Annotated in this window: 15 protein-coding genes; 6 read left to right on the top strand and 9 right to left on the bottom strand. The window is 35.8% G+C overall.

Features of this window, described 5'->3' with window-relative positions; genetic code table 11:
• The first annotated feature begins 27 nt into the window (after positions 1-27).
• Complete coding sequence (locus EFD62_RS01970) at positions 28-1,206, top strand: glycosyltransferase (protein WP_069194541.1); 1,179 nt, start codon at positions 28-30, stop codon at positions 1,204-1,206.
• Between the two features lie 155 nt (positions 1,207-1,361).
• On the opposite strand, the gene EFD62_RS01975 is transcribed toward EFD62_RS01970, so the two are convergent.
• From EFD62_RS01975 to EFD62_RS17970, 3 genes are all read right to left on the bottom strand, one after another.
• A complete protein-coding gene (locus EFD62_RS01975) occupies positions 1,362-2,549 on the bottom strand; it encodes a M28 family metallopeptidase (RefSeq protein WP_069194540.1) in 1,188 nt (395 codons plus the stop codon).
• Between the two features lie 328 nt (positions 2,550-2,877).
• Positions 2,878-3,468: a transglutaminase-like domain-containing protein gene (locus tag EFD62_RS01980; RefSeq protein WP_235832527.1), complete on the bottom strand. Its 591-nt coding sequence runs from the start codon at positions 3,466-3,468 to the stop codon at positions 2,878-2,880.
• Complete coding sequence (locus EFD62_RS17970; RefSeq protein WP_235832528.1) at positions 3,449-3,589, bottom strand: hypothetical protein; 141 nt, start codon at positions 3,587-3,589, stop codon at positions 3,449-3,451. The genes EFD62_RS01980 and EFD62_RS17970 overlap by 20 nt, the downstream gene beginning before the upstream one ends.
• A 425-nt stretch (positions 3,590-4,014) precedes the next feature.
• Between EFD62_RS17970 and EFD62_RS01985 the strand changes: the two genes are divergently transcribed.
• Complete coding sequence (locus tag EFD62_RS01985) at positions 4,015-4,572, top strand: NADPH-dependent FMN reductase (RefSeq protein WP_069194539.1); 558 nt, start codon at positions 4,015-4,017, stop codon at positions 4,570-4,572.
• Between the two features lie 73 nt (positions 4,573-4,645).
• Here EFD62_RS01985 and celH read toward each other — a convergent pair whose 3' ends face one another.
• The 3 genes from celH to EFD62_RS02000 all read right to left on the bottom strand — a co-directional run bounded on the left by celH (position 4,646) and on the right by EFD62_RS02000 (position 9,855).
• A complete protein-coding gene (gene celH, locus EFD62_RS01990) occupies positions 4,646-7,372 on the bottom strand; it encodes an endoglucanase CelH (RefSeq protein ID WP_069194538.1) in 2,727 nt (908 codons plus the stop codon).
• Positions 7,373-7,609: 237 nt separating this feature from the next.
• Positions 7,610-9,295 (bottom strand): glycoside hydrolase family 5 protein, encoded by a 1,686-nt coding sequence (locus tag EFD62_RS01995; RefSeq protein ID WP_069194537.1) that lies wholly within the window; start codon positions 9,293-9,295, stop codon positions 7,610-7,612.
• Positions 9,295-9,855 carry an RNA polymerase sigma factor gene (locus EFD62_RS02000; RefSeq protein WP_069194536.1) on the bottom strand — a complete coding sequence of 187 codons (561 nt, stop codon included), beginning with the start codon at positions 9,853-9,855 and terminating at the stop codon, positions 9,295-9,297. The genes EFD62_RS01995 and EFD62_RS02000 overlap by 1 nt, the downstream gene beginning before the upstream one ends.
• A gap of 654 nt (positions 9,856-10,509) precedes the next feature.
• On the opposite strand from EFD62_RS02000, the gene EFD62_RS02005 reads away from it, so the two are divergent.
• Together EFD62_RS02005 and EFD62_RS02010 are read left to right on the top strand one after the other, a co-directional pair.
• Complete coding sequence (locus EFD62_RS02005; RefSeq protein WP_069194535.1) at positions 10,510-10,716, top strand: hypothetical protein; 207 nt, start codon at positions 10,510-10,512, stop codon at positions 10,714-10,716.
• 333 nt (positions 10,717-11,049) lie between these two features.
• On the top strand, positions 11,050-11,874 hold the full coding sequence (locus tag EFD62_RS02010; RefSeq protein ID WP_069194534.1) for a GTP pyrophosphokinase: 825 nt from the start codon (positions 11,050-11,052) through the stop codon (positions 11,872-11,874).
• A 27-nt stretch (positions 11,875-11,901) separates the two neighbouring features.
• Here EFD62_RS02010 and EFD62_RS02015 read toward each other — a convergent pair whose 3' ends face one another.
• On the bottom strand, positions 11,902-12,348 hold the full coding sequence (locus EFD62_RS02015) for a GNAT family N-acetyltransferase (protein WP_069194533.1): 447 nt from the start codon (positions 12,346-12,348) through the stop codon (positions 11,902-11,904).
• A gap of 245 nt (positions 12,349-12,593) precedes the next feature.
• On the opposite strand from EFD62_RS02015, the gene EFD62_RS02020 reads away from it, so the two are divergent.
• Entirely contained in the window at positions 12,594-13,265 is a 672-nt protein-coding gene (locus tag EFD62_RS02020; protein ID WP_069194532.1) for a DUF5680 domain-containing protein, read from the top strand.
• A gap of 508 nt (positions 13,266-13,773) precedes the next feature.
• Positions 13,774-14,319: a ClbS/DfsB family four-helix bundle protein gene (locus EFD62_RS02025; RefSeq protein WP_069194531.1), complete on the top strand. Its 546-nt coding sequence runs from the start codon at positions 13,774-13,776 to the stop codon at positions 14,317-14,319.
• Between the two features lie 28 nt (positions 14,320-14,347).
• Here EFD62_RS02025 and EFD62_RS02030 read toward each other — a convergent pair whose 3' ends face one another.
• Both EFD62_RS02030 and EFD62_RS02035 read right to left on the bottom strand, forming a co-directional pair.
• Positions 14,348-16,060, bottom strand: a complete 1,713-nt coding sequence (locus EFD62_RS02030) for an AMP-dependent synthetase/ligase (protein WP_128705659.1) — start codon at positions 16,058-16,060, stop codon at positions 14,348-14,350.
• A gap of 303 nt (positions 16,061-16,363) precedes the next feature.
• Positions 16,364-17,929 carry an FAD-dependent oxidoreductase gene (locus tag EFD62_RS02035; RefSeq protein ID WP_128705660.1) on the bottom strand — a complete coding sequence of 522 codons (1,566 nt, stop codon included), beginning with the start codon at positions 17,927-17,929 and terminating at the stop codon, positions 16,364-16,366.
• Positions 17,930-18,142: the final 213 nt, after the last annotated feature.

Here is an 18,142-nt window from a genome sequence, read left to right on the forward strand (position 1 = left end):
ATCTAAAGTTTTACGGAGGCATAATAAATGAATAGAAAAACCAGAGTTATGATATTGCCAAGTCCGCCGAATTCTGGATCTATAGGTTCAGTTACCAAGTCAATTGGGATTGCTCATGAGCTAGTAAAGCATAATTGTGAAGTTGCTTTTGTTCTCGGAGGTAAAATCAGTGAACTGGTTCATGCAAATGGTTTCAAAGTTTACCCATATCCTGTTCCTGTTCCGACAGGAGGTTCTGTTGTTATCAACGGATTAATAGATTTCATCGAATGGACAGGGATGGCCAATGAGGATTTTGCTAAAGAATCAATAATTTATGAACTGGAAGCAATAAAGGATTTCAAGCCCGATGTTATTTTTTCGGAAGCAAGACCAAGTGCATCAATTTCAGCACAGATAGCCGGCATACCTACAGTGATGATTGCAAGCTGGCCTTGTAATCCGCAAAATCCTGCGAATTCCAGGTGTTCTGAAGAATGCATTGAGACTTATAATAGGCAGCTTCGGCGTTATGGTTTGACAGAAATAAGTAATGTTACAGAATTGTTTTATATGCGGGCAAATGTAAAGCTTGCACCAACCCTTCCTGAACTTGAGCCTGAAATGCAGAATATAGAAGGCATTAAATTTGTTGGTTATATTCTGGATTTGGCAAATGAAAAGCCCCTGCCTGTCTGGTATAAAGACTGGGTGGATCTGCCGCAGATATTTATCTATTTGAGTGTAGGGGCGTTATCCCCAGCTTTATATATGGATGTTATTATAAATACATTTAAGGATATGCCATTTAGAGTGATTTGTGGCTGTGGTTTTCACTATAATATTGACAAATTACCTGAAAGTCCAAAAAATATTAAATTTGAAAGATATGTTCCGACAGCTGCCATCATGGATAAAACTGTCCTTACCATATTCCACGGAGGGCAGGACACAATGCTGACTACGTTATTATACGGAGTTCCTTCCATAACGATTCCCGGTCAGCATTATGAAAGAGACTACAATTCAGCAAAGCTTGAAAGCTTAGGTGCATCTGTAAAATTACCGGTACATGCATTCCGGCCCAATAGACTCAAAAAAGCTATATCAGATGTATTAAATGGTGATCATAAGTTAGTGTGTGAAAAACTCTCGCAGCGGTTGAAATCTTATGGTGGTACTAAAGAGTGCGTAAAAGTTATTTTAGACACTGCAAAACTTAAATAAAGTTTAAAATGTATGGAATGGCTTTTTCATATCCTCCTATATGCAGCGACGAAGAATTTACATTTTCGCCATAGGAGTTTTTCTTCAAGCATTTTTAATAGCATCATCTGAAAGATGCGTTTGTAGAGAAATGTAAATTCTTTATCGCACGATATTTACGATACAAAAGATTTTACAAATTCGGCCAAAAAGTCTGCGGTAGATGTTATCAAATGAGGGCTAACATGATCGAGTGTATCCATGGGTGTGTGGGCTAAAGTCGAAACTGTATCAAAAAGATTTGACGATGTAACTGCAATGCATGGGATTCCGTCAAAGACAAACATAGTATGATTACCGGAGTACCATTCTTCTCCTATAATAATTTCATCGAAATTTAATACTTGAGATTCTAAAACATATATTAATTTTTCATTTGCATTATAGGAGGATATAGCCGTTTTAGATTTAAAATGACAAGGAGAGTCAATGTTAATTACTAATTGGATCTTATCTTGACGGTGTTTTATGTATTCTAAATATTCTAATTCTCCAGTTGCCCCAAAATATTCTTCACTATTGAAGAACACATAATCAATGTCATAATCGCAAATTAAATCTTTTAATTTATGCATAATTTGAATGAGTACAGCTACGCCAGTGCCATTGTCCAGTGCACCTGGAGTATTGTATTTTGTGTCCATATGAGCACAAATCACAATTTTACCCTTGGACTGTTTATGACTCTGCTTTGAAGCAATGATTTGCTTTGTGTTTACCAATATGTTTTTTGAATTTAAAGTTAATGAGACATCTTGATGTTCCAATTGTTTAAGCTCTTTAATAAATGTGTTGCTTATATAGGCACAAGGAATTAAAAAATTACCATCCTCAAATAATGGAAAAGGTTCCGGGTAATTAGTGGAATATTTGCCTGTGGCAGTGATAATAGCCTTTGGATTTTTTTCCTCTAATAGAGTGATAAAAGATTCGTGTTCCTCCGGATAGAAAAAAGGATAATTTTTGGGTTGCAGCGGTTCACTAGCAATATCACCGGTAAGAATAATTATATTATTCTTGCAATTGGCCTTTTTCAAAGCATTTAATGAATCAAAGACCATTATCTTAGCAGTTCCTTCAAAGGCATTTGAGAAGGGACCTGCAAAAACTTCATAACTGATGTCGTCAATTCTTAAAGCGGATGTATCTCTTTCCCAAACCAAGCAACTAAAAGGTAAAAAAACAATTTGATATCCCAAGTTATAAATTTCATTTTCAATCAAATCCAAAACCGTGTTATTTGCTGATGTTCCAACAGGTCGCTCTTGGGTTATAGAGCGAAGAAAATTAAAGCTACTCTTCATATGATTTCTCCTTTGCACAATTGATATTGAATTAAAGCAATGACATAAGCCATTGTTCGACCCATTAAAATTCAGAATTAACATAACACTATATGTTTCATGGTTTTCTAATCATCAAGCACATCATCCGTATGATATCTCAGCGAATATATTTACAAATATTATTCTATTACGGACTTCTGAGAAAAACGCTCAAATGTTTGCAATTGGGAATTTAACTAATATTAACATATTATATTATTTTATTTTGATTTTATCAATATACTTCAAAATATATTTTTCTTTCCAGTATATCTATCAAAATAAATTAGACATATTCAATCATCACCTATTCCAGAGTATTTATTACCTCGTTTAAATCCTCAGGTACTTTTATTTTATCATTAGCTTGAACATATTTATATACGGCATCAAAATTATTATCTACATTTAAAGCAAGTACGGAGAGCTCGTCCATAGCCTTATAGTCATTTGCTGTCCACTCTTCTATAGGAAGGCTCTTGTATCCTTTCCACGAATCCCAAGGCTGCATAGGCACTTTTAGCAATGAGTTGGCATCAAGGATTAGATTGCATCTTAAATAATCATATCCCCACCATTCAAAAATACCGAACAACTCAGGATTACACTTTCCCTCTCGACACATCAACCAAGCCCTGGGGCCTGTTATAAAATAGTCCTCACTAATATCCAGAGGGTCAAAAGGCAGCTTTAGGGCTTTTTGCTGGAGAGCATCTAGTTGAGCATCTACCATTATCCACTTTTCCTGTTCTTCATTCCAGTATTCAAGTACCCAGTGATCAATACACTTGCCTTCTTCAAAGTAGGTTGCAAAGCCGCATCTTGCCCTGGCAGGTATACTGGCTTCACGGCAAAGGGCAGCTGCAACTACGGAAAAGTCACGGCATATGGATATCATTTTGCACGTAAGCAACAATAGTTTTGATATCTTTCGGTATATCCGCAACCAGGGGCTTCATTGTGTTGACTTGTGTCATAATATCATGCTCTAGATAAATCTCAAGGGTGTTTTTTACCACAATACTCACTCCAATCATCATAAAATATATCGGGTTATAATACAATTATAGCTCACAGTCTAATGAGGATGGGTGATATTTTGTGCGGTAATATATTTGCTTTTATACCTGTAACATATTATATCCTGGGAAATAATTCGGTTTGAGTCGAGGGAAAAATTTGTGGCTTTTAATCTTATGCAAAGTTGGTCAAGGAAACACCATATATGGTATTGATTAGTCTAAGTAATTACTAAAGCTTTATCTTTGTGACATCCAAACTAGTTACCTGCATATGTTTTGTTTATAAACATCAAAAAAGTGGTAAGACTATTATCGACGAAGGAAAAGTAGAAGTGATGGAACCGTCATGAGCAGAAAGAATTTAATAAAGCCTAAATCTCTTACTGATAAATGTCAAATTAGTCATAGAGGAGTGCATTATAATGAAAAAGATAAAAATATTAGCTATTGTAGGTTCCCTGCGAAAGGAATCCTATAACCGTCAATTGGCTTTGGAGGCAAAAGAAATAATAGGGGATAGGGTTGATTTTACAATACTTGACTATCAAGACGTACCCCTAATGAATGAGGATATTGAATATCCGGCACCTGACGCTGTAAGGCGTGTTCGCGAAGAGGTAAAGTCTGCTGATGGAGTTTGGTTTTTTACCCCTGAGTACAATCACTTTTTCTCGGGAGTTTTGAAAAACCTTATTGACTGGTTATCCCGTCCGATTAGCGACAAAGAACCACAGGTTCTTGCTGGGAAGCCCGCTGCAATAAGCGGAATTTCCTTGGGCATGTCAGGAACAGGTCTTGCACAAGACCATCTAGTTACACTCATTAGCTTTTTGGACATGAAGGTTATGAATGTTCCAAGACTTACTATACCAAGCGCTATGCAGTATTTTGACAATCAGGGCAAGCTTACATTAGAAGCAATCCATCCTCAATTGGAAAAGCAAGCAAATGCTTTTGTGAATTTCATACAGGCGAAATGATTATAAAGAGGCGGAAGATATCTCCCGCCTCTTTTCATTTAGATTTATTTATCATACAGTTTGAACTCACAAATTATATGGGGATTTCCTTAATAATTTTTAAGAGGTATCTTTTTAGCACAGTAAAATCAGTTGAGTCAACCTTATTATCTCTATTTAAATCTGCTGCTTTTTTAAAGTTCTCCTCTTGTTCAATTGTATCGAATTTTAAAGCTTTGATGAGGTACCTTTTTAGCATTGCCAAGTCTGTAGAAGTTACTTTACCATCAAAGTTCATATCTCCGTGTTTTATTGAAGGAGTTGGTGAAGGACTTGGATCAGAAGTAATACCGATCAGCTTCATATTATCTACAACAAATTTTCCTGACCCGCTATTAGCGTATGAAAAATGTATTGCACATAACTTTTCCAGATCCAAAGTACCGCTCATATCCTGACCTGGTGGTTGGTAATCAAGTCTTCTCTTGAAGTCGGAGAATGGTATTTCTATAGTTTCCCAAGAACTACCTGGGGTTATTGAATAAACCCAATGTTCTCCATCTCCTTCACCGGTTATGCTTTGTTCAGTAAGCAAAACTCTTATTTCATTAGTAGAAGTATCAAGGGACTTAATATCAAAGGATAATTTAAGCCACTTTGACCAATCGCCGTCCTCTAAATTGTATGCTGTTCCCCAGTAACCGTCTGCTGATCCAGTGTAAGTGATTTCTAGGCCATTTCCTGATTTACCGGTTGACATTTTTGATGAAGCTTTAGCGCCTTCACCGGAGTATGAACCCCAATTTAATACACCCTCAAAATCATCCAAGATTTTTTCACCAACAGCCGGTGTTACAGGCGGTTTGGTTGGTGCAGGAGTTTGGGTAGGCTTTGGAGAGTAAGACGGATATGTACCCGGATTCAATACTGCATTAAGCACTTCGGTATCAAAGGTACGGGTATCTCTGTTGTAAATACCCATATCATATTCTAATGATCCGAAAAGACTATTATCCCATACAGAACATGCAAAGCCACGCTCTAAAGCTTGGTCACTGATGAAATCATACCATTTAATACGAGAAGGACCGTCTGCATAAGACATTACAGCAAACTCTCCAAGATAAACCGGTATATTATTTCTATCAGACCAGCTCTTAACATAGTCAAATACCCTTGCTACAGTATCCATATCTTCTTTGGTACCCCATGTACCTTTCCACTTATGTGTAAAATCATATGGATCATAATAATGGAAAGTTCCTATTAAGTATGGATCATTTGGAATTTTAATGTTTACAAGCGCATTATAACTATTCCAGAAGCCGCCACCTACTATAACAATACGTGTTGGATTGGTCTTTCTGATTATTTTTAATATTCTGCTATTCATATCGTCTATCTGACTGTCTGTGATATTTCCAAAAGGTTCATTCATAATCTCAAACAAGAGATCTTCCGATTTGTCTTTAAACCTTTCTGCAATTTGTTCCCATATCATTTCAAAACGTTCTATGTTTCCATCATAGTTTTCCTTGATCCAATCATCATGGTGTGAGTTTATAACGGTAACAAAACCTCTTGAAAGTGACCAATCAACTACTTGTTCAACCCTATCTAAGAAAGCTTTGTCAATTGTATATGGGTATGTATTCATTGTATGGTTGTCCCATCTTACCGGTATTCTTACATTTTGATAGCCTGCAGCTTTAAAATCATCAAAATAATACTCCATGGCACGCTTGGACCAATCACCTTCATAAGGGGCTTCAAGAGTATTGCCAAGGTTGGTTCCCATACCCATTTTCCTAACCATTTCAAAGGGTTTGGTAGTATTTGTGGAAGTTGACGTTGGCAAAGGAGTAGGAGTTGACTTTGGAGTTGGGGTAGGTGTAGGATTTGATGAACCTGCACCTATTGCATTCTTATATGCTTCAAGGGCTGCAGGACTTGAATTGATTCTCCAGTCGGTTTCTTTGTCTTCATGGAACCAAACAGCAGCAAATACTTTAGTGTAAGATGTTTTTATAGTATTATATGTTTCTGTAATCCATCTCGCCTTGTTTCCACCTATTTCAGCTGATGAGAATTCTGCTATAATCATAGGTTTGTTTATTGAGTTTAACGCATTATAGGCTCTTGAGAAAATCTGATCGAAGCTTTGCCATTGGCTACCCCAGTCTTGAGTAGTACCCCAGTTATATCCATCGATGGAAGTATAGTCTACATAGTTATCCCCAGGATAATAACCCATATAGCTTGTACCATCACCTACATTATCACAGTTTACATTGTATACCCATTTAACATTAGTAACACCGTTGGTACGGAAAATGTCAACGATACGTCTAAAAGCAGCTATATAAGTATCGTTTGTGTTTGCTTTATCGGGGTATCCTATAGCCCATGGATACCAGTTTCCGTTGGCTTCATGAAGAGGTCTTAACCAAATTTCTTTGCCATAAGCCTTTATATCTTGTGCCATCCTGGTTATGTAAGCATCCGCTCTACCGTTTTTAATATCCACAGTGTTATATTCCCATGGTTCCCAGGTAATCATTAATATTGAACCGTTTTGGTAAACAGCATCAGCATAAGGTTTTACCCAGGAGAAATTAGTAGACCAGTTAATAAACTGGTGTACAATATCAAGCTTTTTGCCCTGAAGCTCCTGAAAACTGTTAATAGCTGATTCTGAGGGCTGGGTTCCTACCCATGCACCAAATTTTAAATTAGTGTTGTTCTGACCAAGTGACTGAAAAGAAAATAAACTTGTGAGTATACTCAACACTAGTAAGGACACTAAAATCCTTTTTTTCATAATATCCCTCCCATTAAAAAATAAAAATTACAGTAAAATGTCAATCTTTTAAAAAATATCCTCCTTTCCAGACTTATATTTTGAGCTTAATTATACAGGGGGCTAAATTAGTTTTTCCCTCTATTAATTAATACTTCTTGAAATTATAAAGGTAACGTTTTATAAAAAAATAATGCCAGATATCTTTTTGGATAACTGGCAGATTAAAACATTTTTATTAACAAAGGTCACAAGGTCCTATTTCCAAAAATTTTGTAGTGTTTCAAGGATAGGCTGATTGTCTAGTATTGAAATTCTCTTAAAATAATTATCCTTAATGTAATATTCCTCAAGAGCCTCCGCAAAATGATTCTCTTCTGCAGATGTAGCAACGTACTCACTTGTAAAGTAAAAAGGATTCAATCGGATTTCATTCTCCCAACTGACATATTCTCCATATAAAGCATTAAAACCCGTTTTTACATCTACGAAAGAACTAACAGCATTTTTATACTGAAAGTATGAAGCAGATATACCGTATTTATCGAAAATATTGTGGGCAGTTTCCAGCCACTCTACACGTTTATCTACGCTATTTACCCGCGAAATTCCATACTCGGTTAATAAAGGCGCCTTGCCAATATTTTTTGCCCATTCAAAGCGGTCTTCAACCTGGGATTCCATACTTGCGGCATCAAAGTCCCCAACACCGTTATTTACAAAATTATATGGCTCAAAAAAATGAAACAAATATACTATGTTTGAAGAATTTATCTTAACAAAATCCCTTTCCCAAATAATACCTTGTTCACCGCTGTCTATCGTATAATTACTGGTTTTTTCGTTCCAATAAGATTCGCCGGGATTTGCTTCTCTGCTGTTATACTCAGGAACAAAAATAATGTGTTTTTTGTCAATTTTACGTATCTCTTTGCATACATTATTTAAACGTTCTCTAAATACCTCGATTCCACCTTCGATTTCACTTGGAGCCCTTGGCTGGTTTATCACTCCGTATCCGGCCACACCTTTAAAGTCTTTAAGTTCATTGGATAAATACTTCCACATATCAACCCATTGTTTATAGTAGGTATCATCTTCAAATACAGATTTTATACGGTCTGAACCATGTTTGTGTTTTTCGTAAATATCATTTGCAGAATCAAGCCCTGGAGGAGCCATTAGCATAATGGCAGTATATATATCCATCGAAGAAAAACGCATTATATGTTCTTTCAGTTTTTTGAGATTTTCCTCTCTGTTGGGATTATCCTCTGCAAAAAGCTGATAATTGATGTCGTATAAGACTGTGTTGCAACCTAGATTTTTAATACGCTCAAAATCATCCTCAGTCAAGACCCAGGCATCCTGTACAGATGGTCGTATAATAGGGTCCATACCTTCACTTTGCAATTTTTCCGATTCTTCATTGACCCAGTTGCCCCAAAAGTTGTTTGTAAGGGTAACACCTCTAATATTGAAGATTTCACCATTCTCAGTAACAATATTTTGTCCCTCTGTTTGCAAAAAGGTTAAATTTGTTAATTCATTAGTATAGGAAATGTTATTGTTATCTTTGATAATCAAATTACCGAGATTGTCAAAGATTCCGCTGGTTATTAACAAAGTTACTGATACAAAGATTGCTAAAGTGCCAAAAGATGCTTTTAGAGCAGGTTTTAGTCGTTCTAATAATGAGAGAACCTTGAAAGTCAGTTTTGATTTCTTATATCTATCAGCGTCTACAGCATTAATAACCTTCATGTAAAAATATTTATCCATTTCCGGCTCTTTAGTAATATAATTTTTGGATATCATAAGTGCGCCTAAATAATTTCTGCAGTTTTTGCAAGTGCTTATGTGCTTGTTTATTTTTTCTGACTCCTCATTAGACAAACAGTCCAAGTCGTAATTTGTCATATAATCCATATATCTACATCTCATTATAAATCACCTTTCCTTCCCATATCAGCTATCTTCTGGGCGAGTGAGGATTTTGCTCTATGAACTTTCATTTTGGCTGCGTCCTGTGAGATACCCATTATTTTCCCAATTTCTTTATAGGAAAAGTCTTTTATATATCTCAATATAAAAGCTGTCTTTTGCTTTTCTTTAAGGCTATCAATGACCTCTATTATTTCTCTATAATGTTCCTTAACTTCTATTAGTAGTTCCGGGTTGTTTTCTAGGCTTGGAATCTCTTCAATCAAATCATCTAGATAATAGCTGGAAGCTCGGGTGTTCCTTTTTTTTATTGATGATTTTATTGTATTAAGAGTGATACTATAAATCCATGTGGAGAAACGGTAATTATTATTATATTTATACAAGTTATTATATACTTTTACAAACACATCTTGAAGGATATCTTCTGTGTCTTCTTTAGACTTTGTCATTTTATATATAAAATTATATAGTTGTCCCTGATAAGCTTGTACAAGTAAAGCAAATGACTGTATATCGCCATTTAATGTATTGGAAATTAAAATGCTTTCATCCAGCAATTTATCAACTCCCTTGTAAAGAAAAAGTATATAAATCAATTCAATTCATAATATATGGGAAAATAGATAAATACTTAGAGTAAGAATTAGCCAGAGTGATTGATTTAGGAAAATTCTCGTATTCAATTTGATTATATCATTAAAATATAGTTAAATCAAACTGTCTCTACATTTTTCTCGAAAAATATGTTGCATTTTTGATTAAGTTTCTAATAAAATAATATATACTTTCCTGCAAAAAAACGTTACTTTTATATTTTTCAGAAGTATCAATTATTAAGGGGAAATGAAGAACTATTTATTTGGCTTATTGCGTTTTAGAAAAAAGTAGGTGATTTATTAGATAGAAAGATGGGATCTGGAGTAAAAAAGAGTGATTATAATTAATAATTAAAATTCTCGTATTCAATTTTTTATGTAATAAACATGGGGTGTTTTCTTCCATTAGATTTTTGCGCTTATTATAGGGCTTGACCGTTGTTGGAGCTATAAGTTATATTTATGCTGTTCTGTTGGTCTTTCAGATTCATTTGATGAAGCATTGGATTATTTGGAGTCGGATCTAAAAATTGATTTATACTATACTTGGAATGATTATTATAAGGTTAGAGAATTTGTGCCTGCTTTAATTGTCTAAAAGGAGGTTTGGTGTAAATGAGTAATGTTGAATTTATAGGTTCAGACGGTGGAAAACATGAGTATGTTTTAGTTAATGGTGTTAAACACGAGTGTTTGCTTAATGCGAAAAAGCGATTAAGCGGATGCACAAATATGAAAGAATATGTCGAGGGAATGGAATATTTAGCATACAAAGTATTTATTGGAAAAACTGTAAAGAATGATGGTTTCTTCTCAGAGTAGCCTTGAACTATAAAATTGTTATTTTGTGCGTAGTTTTAAAGGTATAAATTTGTGTACTAGAAAAAAAGATTCCTATCAAACGTAGGGGGGAAATGCAGGTATCCCTAAGTTGTTTGCGAATGTTAATGCGAAGTAAAGTTTCAATGCATGTGGAGACGGTTGTCTTAATTCCAAAAAAAGAGATAAACTTGAATCGTTGAGAATACTTGGTTATACAAACTGTTTATATTCAGTTTATATTGCATCGGTATAATATTTTATATATTACCGCTATATTCTCAATTTTGTTGTTTGCATCTTTTGGAAAATATGCATGAAGAAAAGGGGAACGCAATGAACAAGAAGGAAAGGTCTTTTAATTCAAACGAATACTTAGAAAACCTGTTTTCAGATACATCTGATTCGCAAATTTATGATTTATTACCTGAGGTGATATCGATGGACAACCCAATAGTTAATACCATGTGGGATCAGTCCAAAGAAATATTGAGCTTGGTGGTTGAGTTCAAAGAATTAATGATGATGTATAAATGTGCCATAAAAGAAATCAAGACGAAATTTGAAGTTTTGGACACAGAGTTTAAAATCCGGTATCAAAGGAATCCTATTAATTTTATTAATACACGTCTTAAATGCACTACAAGTATTATTAAGAAGATGACAAGAAAAAATATACCTTTTACACTCGAGAATATTGAAAAATATATTCACGATGTGGCCGGAGTCCGGGTGATTTGTTCGTATGTAGATGATATATACAGCATTGCAGAAGCGCTAATAAAGCAGGATGATATTAAGCTTATTACGAAAAAGGATTATATAGCACATCCAAAATCCAACGGCTATCGAAGTTTGCATTTGATAATCAGCGTTCCTGTCTATTTTGCCGAACAAAAGAAAAATATGAAAGTGGAGGTACAAATCAGGACCATAGCTATGGATTCCTGGGCAAGCTTGGAACATCAACTTAGATATAAGCAGCAGATAGCAAATGGGGAAGAAATCGCCGAGCATTTAAAGGAGTGTGCCGAACTTATATCGGACATCGACTCCCGAATGCTTGACATAAGGACGAAGATTGAGGCAAACAGTAGTGATCCTACAGAAGAAGAGATATTGCTGAAAAAATTAAGTAAGATTGATACGCCGATTGAATAGGGTATTTATTTGCGGTAAAAATCAGACTCAGAGCGATCTTTTTAAATAAATCATATCCACCAATTGTTTTCCATCCTCATACATGGGGTGGTCGTAATTGTCTACAAAAAAGTTTTTAACAATGTGTGATTTTTCAAATCCACATTTCTCATAGAAATTAAGTGTCATGGGGCTATCGCCTGTTCCGACGTACAACTCGCCACCTGACTTTTTGTAGTGATTAACAATAAATGAGATTAGATATTGTCCATATCCTTTGCGTTGATATTTTGGAACTGTAACAATATTTTTAATTTCATAAACATTCGGCTGTTCTTGAGTAACAACACAAATCGCTTTAAGATCATCATCAATCAAGGCGAACATTTCACCCCGATACAAATATTTTTCTATCATACTTTCCTGTTCGTCTGCAATAAGTAGCAAATCCATGTACTTAGTTTTATCACCATCAGCAATTTTCTCGATTCTCATCTGCGTTTTCTCCTTTTTTTGTTGACTTTGTTCAATTGAATTTTATCAAAAGTAAAATTTAACTTCAATTTATTCTTTGATAGTTCAAATTGTTGTAGAATGTAGGGTGAGGGGCAATTCAAAGAACATTGCATCCTAGAGGATATATTCTATCATAATATGTATAACAAAGGTAGCATAATTGCAAACATTGGGTTATGTGTAATGTGACTGAGCTATAGTATAATTATTTTGAGGTGATGATGATGATTTTTTCCGAAAAACTACAATTACTTAGAAAGAATAAAGGGCTCACACAAGAGGAAATGGCTGAGAGACTTAATGTATCAAGGCAGGCAGTTGCTAAATGGGAGTCAGGACAGGTTTATCCGGATATTTCAAATCTGATTCAAATCAGTGATCTACTCAATGTGACTGTTGATTATCTTGTTAGAGATCAAAAGTGTATGATCAATATTTCATCCGATGCGAAGACAGATTTGGACAAACTGATTGATTTCAGACTTGAAGCGAATATAAACACATATGCAGCATGCATGAATGAAACAACTTCAACAAGACTTGATTCCCATGATTTTCAGTATACAAATGGACCTTTCACATATCATGATACATATGTGGGAGGAGAACAATTTGCAGGTGAAGAAGCTATTTGGCAAGATGGAAAAGCCGTTTATGCCATGAATTATCTGGGACGGGTGTTGGGAGAAAACTTTAGTGGAAATTTCTTAAAAGAGGCGCTTAGGAAGGCAGATAAAAACATGCCTTATAGAGGGCCGGAATACTATCAGTCAGGAGAGTACTTATACAAGTGTAAGGTTGTGGGTGATTTTACTTGGTTTCAAGGCTATGAAGAAATCTACTGTAATGAGGTAAAGGTGTTTGAGTGTTACTTTCATGGGGGATTGATTCGTTGAATTTGACGAGTATATTCAGGGCATAAAATAATTATTGCTGTAGACTTATAAGTTATTCTAGATGACATAGCATTTTGCTGGTTGACATCTTCGGTTTCGTGACTTGCAATTTATAGTAAGTAGTAGATTTTAGGCCGCTTATCTTTCTGGGTAAGTGGTTTTGAACACAAATATTATGTATCCTGATCACAGCAATTCAATAGCGAATCATGCAAATTTCAACACCCATATTATGGAATATTATTTTCCTTTATATTTGCTTAACGCTAACAAGGATAATTATTTACGCTTGAATTGCTTAATGAGAAATAGATGTAATGTGATAACGGCTGGCTTCGCGGGACAGTAAAACTTCCGGATCACTTAAAACAAAAAATTCAACCAATATAATATGACGTACTGTTGTCATCTTTCCGATGTTATTATTAAGAATAGAGCTGATAAAAATGGGACAGGCAGGGCTATATGGCTAAGACAATCAACCAAAATGAGAGGAGTGTAGAATAATATTCCAAGACCGACAACGAAAAAAGATTTGATTACTGCCGCAAATGAGCAATTTGATAAGATGTGGGCACTCATTGACAGCATGACAGAGGAAGAACTCAGCATGCCTTTTGATTTCGGTGATGATCCAAAGGATAAGGAGGCCCACTGGAAGCGTGATAAAAACCTGCGTGATATTTTCGTTCACCTGTACGAGTGGCATCAACTCTTGTTAGATTGGGTTACCTCCAACCAGAAGGGCAATCACATACCTTTTCTGCCTGAACCGTACAATTGGAAAACATACGGCGATATGAACATGAAATTTTGGGAAAAACATCAATTAACACCATATGAAGATGCAAAGAAAATGCTTATGCAAAGTCATAAGGAAGTTCTCGGACTCATCGAAGGTTTTTCCAATGAGGAGTTGTTTGAGAAACAGCATTTTAAATGGAGTGGCACAACTAGTTTGGGCAGTTACTGCATTAGCGCAACATGCAGCCATTATGACTGGGCGATTAAAAAGATAAAGAGGCAGATAAAAAAGCTGAGTTCCCCTTCCTGACAGGGAAGGGACTCGATGTCCCGAGCTTTTAATCTTTTAATTCTTCATGGCGTTTAATCTTCTTTGTCGTTGTTTTAACAAACTCCTCTTCTTTAAGGGTAATTTCTTTAATATGCTTATAGTTAGTCATGGTTTTATTTATATTCCTAACCTCTATATCAATTATTTTTTCTATAGACTCATCTGTAAGCAGATTATTCTCTTTATCTTCTTTGATTTTATCAATATCGGGAACTATTTTTGCACATATTATCGTATCACCGTCAGATTGGCCTTTTCCATAAACCAATGACTCCTTAATATATGGACTCCTGTTTAATAAGGTCTCTATTTCCTCAGGGAAAACGTTCTTGCCGTTTCCAGTGATAATTACATTCTTTTTACGGCCAGTAATATGAATGAATCCATCTTTATCGAAAAATCCACTGTCACCTGTGTAAAACCATCCATCCTTAATAGCCGCTGCAGTAGCTTCAGGGTTCTCGTAATAGCCGAGCATAACACTAGCACCCTTACATTTAATTTCGCCAATACCATCTTCATCGGGGTTATCAATTTCAACCTGAAGATCTGGCAATGGTAACCCGGCAGCCTCATCCTTATAGTAAATATCACGATTAACGGCAACTATCGGAGCGCATTCAGTAAGACCGTAGCCTTGCACTAAGAATATACCTAGCTCCCTAAATCCCTTAGCTATTTGGGGGTCAATACCTGCAGCACCACTAATAAACAATCTTATGTGTCCACCGAGAGCCTCGTGAATTTGCTTGAATATTTTTTTGCGTATATCAATTCCGATTTTACCCAAAATGTCACTAAGTTTAATTGCAAGCTTTATTTTCTTCTCTCCCTTTGATTTTATTGCCTGATTCATTATTTGACGGTACATGGATTCGAAAATCAAGGGCACTCCCAACATCATTGTTGCCTTAGACTCTTTAAGGTTCTTAACTATATGGCGTAACCCTTCACAATATGCGATGGTACAGCCTCTGTATATTTGGCACAAAAAACCGCAGGTACATTCATAGGTATGATGAATAGGGAGGACTGATAAGAATGTATCCTTTTCATCAATATATAACATAGAACACATACCCATTAGATTTTCTGCTATATTTTTGTGAGACAGCATAACCGCCTTGGCAGTTTCGGTAGTTCCGGAAGTAAAGAGAAGCGCAGTCATTTCTGTGGCATCTATTTTTGCATCAATAAAATCACGCTTTCCTTCTTTCAGTAAGTTATGTCCCTTTTGTAAAAGTAAATGGAAGGATAAGATGCTGCCATCGTTTTTTTCTTTATCCATACTAATAAAATATCGTATGGATGTAGATTTTTCATAGAGAGGCTCTATTTTGTCCTTAACACTTTCCGAATAAATAATTGCATCTGCCTCCGAGCGTTTTAGAAGTAACTCAATTTCGTTTGCAGGAAGCTCTTTGTCCAGAGGAACAATAACTCCGGTTCCATTTACAACCGAAAGATATGATATAGACCATTCATAACGGTTTTCACCTATTAAAGCGATCTTCCTATTTTTAAGGCCAAGATCAATGAGAGCTGTTCCCATAGCGTCCACATCAGATTTATACTGTTTATATGATATGGGAATATAATCAGACCCACCCTTTGGTTTTGATAAAAAAGCTGCCTTATCACCATATATCTCTGCACTGGAATTCAGCATATCCTTTAAATCATTAATAGGTCTAACTTTATATAATTCTCCATTTTTCATTATTAATTTACCTCCCTAAAAATAAGAATCTGTCCTGCAAAGCATTAATAATAATTATACAATAATATTATCAGTATTTACAAACCAAAAATACAAAAAAATATAACTAATCCATTTTGCATACAATCTTTCTTATCGAGTAATACCGATAAGAGCTAATTCATATTCCGGCAATTCATTTCCATATTCAATCACGGTTATTATAGAACTTTTGCTAGGTATTTTAGCTATATCCAGAAGGTGGACTGTACAAGATAAATAAAAGAAAAGGCATCAATGACGAAGCCTTTTCCTGTTGAACTATTAAAATTTGTCTTTGATGAGTTTCTCAATTGTGTTTACATCACTGTGTATACTTAAAGGTCTGACTGCCGGACCTTCAATCACATCGCCTTCATAGGTAAATCTTGAGCCATGGCAGGGGCAATCCCAGGATTTTTCAGCAGAATTCCAATATAATTCACAGCCCATATGTGTACATGTTGTATCTACCACGTGTAATGTGCCTTGGTGGTCTCTATAAGCTCCAGCTCTTTTTCCATCCACCTGTATAATTTTCCCTTCTCCAGGTTTAATACTGATATTATCCGGTAAGGGTGAGATTTTTCCTTCAATTAGTTTTTCTGCGACATTAAGATTCTCCACAACGAAATTCTTGGTGGAAGCTGCTATGGTTTTACGTGAGGGGTTATAAACCTCCTGCCAGGAACTCTTTCCATCAACAATCAAGTCCCTTAATATCATTGCGGAAGCCATACTGTTGGTCATTCCCCATTTGCCATAACCGGTCGCAATGTACATATTTGGAGTGTTTGATGTGAAATGCCCCACATAAGGAAGTCCGTCCAAAGTCATGCAATCATGGGTAGACCATCGGTAAGGGATATCTTCTACCGTAAAGGTTGTGTTGGCATAATCTATCAACGCCTCATAATGTTTGATTGTATCCTCGCCTTGTCCGGTTTTGTGGTGTTCACCGCCGACCAGTATCAGTTCGCCATCATCTGACCGTTGGCTGCGAAGTGAGCGCCCCGGTTCTTCTATGGTTATATACATTCCACCGGGATAACTTTCCTTTGCCTTAATAGCAACAACATATGAACGCTCCGGATATATCCTTGTAAAGTATAGCCCAGTTTTATTGTAAAAAGGGTAATGGGAAGCGATTATAATCTTGCTTGCAGCTACCTTCTTACCTTGGTTTGTAATTAAAACATAGTTGCTGCCGTCTTCAATGTCTACAATTCTGCTTTGTTCAAATATTTGATTACCGCTTGCGGTAATTTCTTTTGCAAGAGGCAGCAGAAATTTTCGAGGATGGAATTGAGCCTGGTTGTCAAAACGTACAGCAGCTTTAATTGGGAAAGGTAAAGGTATTTCTTCGAGATAAGAGACTTTTATGCCAAGGGACTCGGCAATCTGCACTTCATCTTTTATTTTTTCAATATACTCATCTTGCAGTGTATACACATATGCGGATTGGGAAACGAAATCACACTCGATATTATTTTCAGTCGCAATTTTTTCAATCATACGAATGGCAGACTCGTTTGCATCGGCATATTGCTCTGCCAATTCTCTGCCCATTTGACTATTTATTTTACTGTATATCAATTCATGCTGAGAAGTTATTTTTGCTGTGGTATGTCCGGTTGTGCCCTGTAAAATGCGGTCGGCCTCAATGACAGCTACTTTTACTCCAGCTTTACTAAGTAGGTAGGCAGATGAGATGCCGGTAATGCCACCACCGATAATTGCTACATCAACCTTTATATCCTCATCCAGGGTAGGATAATCAGTTTCCGGGGTAGAAGCTATCCAATACGGTTGGGGTGGTTTGGAAAATATATCTTGTTTATCTATATTCATACAAATTCCCTCCAATAATCTAGAATATACACAATCTATAACAAGATTTATTCTTTGCAGGTAGGTGGTGAAATATCCATTTTGTTTGAGCTTGCACGGATAGTCTTTACGTATTTTATCAAAAGATTAGATATCTTTTTATCTATACGGTTTAGCACGGTAGAGCTTTGCTTGTGAAGCACTAAAAAATATTGAAATTGGAAAAAATGCATG

The organism is Acetivibrio mesophilus, assembly GCF_004102745.1.
Classification (GTDB): Bacteria; Bacillota; Clostridia; order Acetivibrionales; family Acetivibrionaceae; genus Hungateiclostridium; species Hungateiclostridium mesophilum.